Source organism: Streptomyces sp. NRRL B-24572, from assembly GCF_002156145.1.
In the GTDB taxonomy this organism is placed as follows: Bacteria; Actinomycetota; Actinomycetes; order Streptomycetales; family Streptomycetaceae; genus Streptomyces; species Streptomyces vietnamensis.
The window spans coordinates 1-4274 of the sequence record NZ_MWIG01000835.1; the positions used below are offsets into that span (position 1 = coordinate 1).

Here is a 4274-nt window from a genome sequence, read left to right on the forward strand (position 1 = left end):
CGCCGCCCGTGCCGCCGCCGGTGGTGCCGCCGGAGGAACTGCCCGTCGGGGTCGGGGTCTTGTCACCGCCGGTGCCGGTGTCGCACTGGGTGGGGCCCTTGAGGTCGCAGTCGCGCGGCATGGGAGCCGTCTTGGCGAGGGTGTTCGTGCCGTCGCCGGAGAAGGTCGGGTTCTTGCAGCTGCGGATGTCGACGCTCTCCGCGACCACGCCGGGGATGCGGCGGACCTGGGTCAGGCCGGCCTGGACGAGGTTGACGGGGAGCGGCGAGTAGCCGAGCCGGTCCACCGACTGCTGTCCCTGGCACAGGAAGTAGTAGGCGAAGGCCCCGAGGGACTTGCCCTTCTGCGGGTTGAAGTTCGACTCCACCGCCGTCGGGACGATCATGTAGCTGTAGCTGGAGAGCGGGTAGGTCCGGGCGTCGGTGGAGTCGTAGACCCCGTCGAGGCGCTGGGTGAGGTCGGGGTTGATGCGCGCCTGGGTCAGCGAGACCGCCACGTTCTGGGCGGTGGGCTCGGTGTAGTAGCCCTTGGCGTTGAGGATCTTGGCGACCGGGAAGCCGGTGGTGGACACGGCGTACGAGTACTCGACGTAGGTGATCGTGCCCTGGTTGCCGTCCTGGGCGACGTAGCCGGAGACGCCGTTGGAGCCGGACTGGCCGACGAAGCCGGTGCCGCCGACGACGGGGAAGTTGGAGGTCGGTCCGCAGGGGGTGCTGCGGCCCGCCCGGCGGCAGTACGCGTCCCAGAGCCCGGAGTGCTTCTTGCTCAGCCAGGTGGTCAGCTGGGCGGTGGTGCCCGAGCCGTCGGAGCGGACCACGGGGACGATCCGGCGGGCGGGGAGGCTCGCCGCGAGTCCCGGGTTGTCGGCCTTGAGCGCGGGGTCGTTCCACATGGTGAGGGCGCCGGTGAAGATCTTGGCGACGTTCTCGCCGGAGAGCCGCAGGTTGGTCACCCGGCGATTGCCGATCCGCAGGTTGTACATGAAGGCGGTGCCGCCCGCGACGATCGGCATGTAGCTGAACTTCCGCGAGGGCGGCGGGTCGGCGACGCCCGAGTCGTTGATGCCGTACGGGATCTCCGAGACGGCGAAGTCGACGGTGCCGTTGCGGAACTGGTTGCGTCCGTCGGAGGAGCCGGTGCCGTTGTAGTTGACCGTCATCCCGTACTGCTTGACGTTGGCCCGCCACTGGTCGAGGGCGTTCTGGCTCCAGGTGGAGCCGGCGCCGGAGACCGGTACGTAGCTCTCGGCGGCGGCGGGCGTCGCGGCGGGCGCCACGAGGGCGAGGGCGGTGACGAGCACGGCCAGGGTGCGCCGCAGCACGCGCGCGGGGAATGCCGGTGGGCGTCCGGACATCGGGTTCTCCTGATCGGTGGCGGGTGGTGCGGGTCGTGCCGGCACGCGTGCGGAACCGGGTCCGCGGGCGGATGCGGGTCGTACCGGGACGTCGGGGCGGGTGTCGGGGCCGTACGGCCGGGCGGTCAGCCGGCCCGGGACGACGGGACGGCGGAGGCCTCGGGCCCGGGGCCGTCCGGATGGACCCCGGACGGGTCGGGTCCGTGTGCCGGGGACCCCATGCGCTCCACGTCGTGCAGCGAGGCCGCGGTCCTGCGCTTCTGCTGACGGCGGCTCAGCTGGCCCGGTCCGCGTCCGCCGATCACCCGGGCGAGCAGGAAGAGCAGCAGGACGAGGGCCATCAGCAGGGCGGCGCAGCCGAAGCCGCGGGCGATCATGGCCTTCTCCGGGGAGGCGACCAGGGTGAAGGTGGCCAGCGGCAGCGAGGTCTGCGGCCCGTCGAAGGGGTTGGCGTTGAGGCCGGTCGCGGCGCCCGAGGTCAGCAGCACCGGGGAGGTCTCGCCGATGCCGCGGGCGGTGCCGAGGATGACGGCGGTGGTGAGGCCCGAGCGAGAGGTGGGGAGCACCACCGTCCACACGGTGCGCCACTGTCCGGCGCCGAGGGCGTAGGAGGCCTCGCGGAGCGAGCCGGGCACCAGGCGGATGACCACGTCCGAGGCCCGGATGATGATCGGCAGCATCATCACCGAGAGCGCCAGGGAGGCCGCGAAGCCCGACTTGCCGAGGCCGAGGGCGAGGATCGCGGTGGCGTAGACGAACAGGCCGGCCACGATGGACGGCAGGGCGGTCATCGCCTCCACGATGGTGCGGACGAAGCGGGCGTACCGGCCGGGCACCTCGTTGAGGAAGACGGCGCAGGCGAGGCCCAGTGGCACCGTGACGAGCAGGGAGATGCCGATCTGCTCCAGGGTGCCGACGATGGCGTGGAGCATGCCGCCCTCGGTGAGCGGCTGGAGGGGTCCGGTGCCGGACATGTCCTCCGTGAAGAAGTTCGGGTGGGGCAGGGCCTCCCGGCCGCGCCACAGGGCGTAGCCCACGATGAAGAGGAGTGCGGCGAGCAGCAGGAACGCCAGGGTGTGGACGAGGGTCTGGGCGAGCCGGGCGCGGATCACGGCGCCGTTCTCGTCGAGGGAGATCAGCACCGCGTACAGCGCCATGAAGGCGAGGTGGGCGACGACGGTGAAGCCGAGGGCGCCGTCGAAGGGCAGCACCCGCCCGAAGATCACGGAGGTCAGGGCGAGGGCGGCGGCGCCCGCGCCGACGAGGGCGAAGACGTCCCGGGCGTGCAGCGCGGAGGTCGTACGGCGGGTCTCCGCGGGGGCGCCGGGGCCGTCGGGGACGACGTCGGGGGTGACCGTGCCGGCGGAGTCCGGGCGGATCTGGTCGGTGGTCAGGGTCATGCCTCGGCTCCCGTTCCGGACCGGCTGCGGGCGACCACGGAGGACGCGACGAAGTTGACGACGAGGGTCATCAGGAAGAGCGAGAGCCCGGCCGCCATCAGGGCGGACATGCCGAACGGGCTGGCGGCTCCGTAGCGCAGGGCGATCAGGGCGGAGACGGAGTTGGCGCCGTTCTCCAGGAGGTGCGGCTGGAAGACGAAGACCGGGGAGATGATCATGACGACGGCGATGGTCTCGCCGAGCGCCCGGCCGAGCCCGAGCATCGTGCCGCCGATGATGCCGCCCTTGCCGAAGGGCAGGACGACCGTGCGGATGACGCCCCACTGGCTCGCCCCGAGCGCGAAGGCTCCTTCGCGTTCGCCGGGTGGGGCCTGGGCGAAGGCCTCGCGCATCACGGAGCAGGCGATGGGGGTGACCATCAGCGCCACGACGACTCCGGCGATGAAGGTCGAGGAGGTGTAGACGGTGGCCGGGGAGAGCGGGTCGTCCGGGTCGGCGCCGTTCACCGCGAAGACCGGGATCCAGCCGAAGTAGGTGGAGATCCAGCGGGACAGGCCGGTGATGTGGGGCTGGAGGAAGAAGAAGCCCCACAGTCCGTAGACGACGCTGGGCACGGCGGCCATCAGGTCGACGAGGCTGACGAGGGTGCGGCGCAGTCTGCGGGGCGCGTACTCGGTGATGTAGAGCGAGGTGCCGAGGGCGAGCGGCAGGGCGAAGGTGATCGCGGTGACGCCGATGAGGACGGTGCCGGGCAGGACGGCGGCGATGCCGAAGCGGTGGGAGTCGGGCTCCCAGGCCGGGGTGGTGAGGAAGGAGCCGCCGGCTCCGGCGAGGGCCTGGCTCGCGCGGACGCCGAGGAAGACGCCGACGAGGGTCATGGTGACGAGGACGACGGCTCCGGCGCCACGGGCGCCGACGCGGAAGAGCCGGTCGGCGGGGTCCTTGGCCGCGGACCTGGTGCGCGGCACGTCGGTGTCGGCGGTGACCGGGGTGGTGACGGTGCTCAAGAGACGTTCCTCCGGGCCGCGTCGGGCAGTCGCAGGCCGCGCAGTCGGCGCGTGTACGTCACACCCGTGGCCACCTGCCCCGCGACGGCGGCGGCGAGGAAGAGCTGGAGGCTGTCGCGGCACTCGCGCTGGCGCCGGTACGCCCGGGCGGCGACGGCCACGCAGTGGTCGTCCAGGGCGAGTTGCCAGGTCCAGGTGCCGGTGGCGTCGGCGGTCATGGTGACGAGGGGGACCGCGCGGTCGAGCCCGTCGCGCAGTCGTACGACGGCGGAGTGGCAGGCGGTGTGGCCCCGGTGGAAGTCCGGGCCGCGGCCGAGTTCGTGGTTGTTGGCGCCGACGAGCCGCCAGCTCACCGCCTCCGTACGGTTCGCGGCCGGCGTCCACTCGTCCGGCGCCTGACGTCTTTCGACGTCCACCCATGACACAAAGAGAAACCGTGGCCGAGACACGGAGCCGCCCCCTTCGCCCGGAACTCAGCGTGGTCGACAATCGGCCACGCTGAGTTCCGGGCGA

Annotated in this window: 4 protein-coding genes; all 4 read right to left on the reverse strand. The window is 72.2% G+C overall.

What is annotated here, in order from left to right; translation table 11 throughout:
- Nucleotides 1-1354: phosphate ABC transporter substrate-binding protein PstS (locus CCN56_RS36905; protein ID WP_107484285.1), on the reverse strand; the 1354-nt coding region annotated here is incomplete at its 3' end.
- Nucleotides 1355-1479: 125 nt separating this feature from the next.
- Nucleotides 1480-2754, reverse strand: coding sequence for a phosphate ABC transporter permease PstA (pstA, locus tag CCN56_RS36910; protein ID WP_086832091.1), 1275 nt, complete (start codon nt 2752-2754; stop codon nt 1480-1482).
- Nucleotides 2751-3761, reverse strand: coding sequence for a phosphate ABC transporter permease subunit PstC (gene pstC, locus CCN56_RS36915; protein ID WP_179200124.1), 1011 nt, complete (start codon nt 3759-3761; stop codon nt 2751-2753). The genes pstA and pstC overlap by 4 nt, the downstream gene beginning before the upstream one ends.
- Nucleotides 3758-4177, reverse strand: a complete 420-nt coding sequence (locus CCN56_RS45255) for a hypothetical protein (protein WP_107484286.1) — start codon at nt 4175-4177, stop codon at nt 3758-3760. The genes pstC and CCN56_RS45255 overlap by 4 nt, the downstream gene beginning before the upstream one ends.
- Nucleotides 4178-4274: the final 97 nt, after the last annotated feature.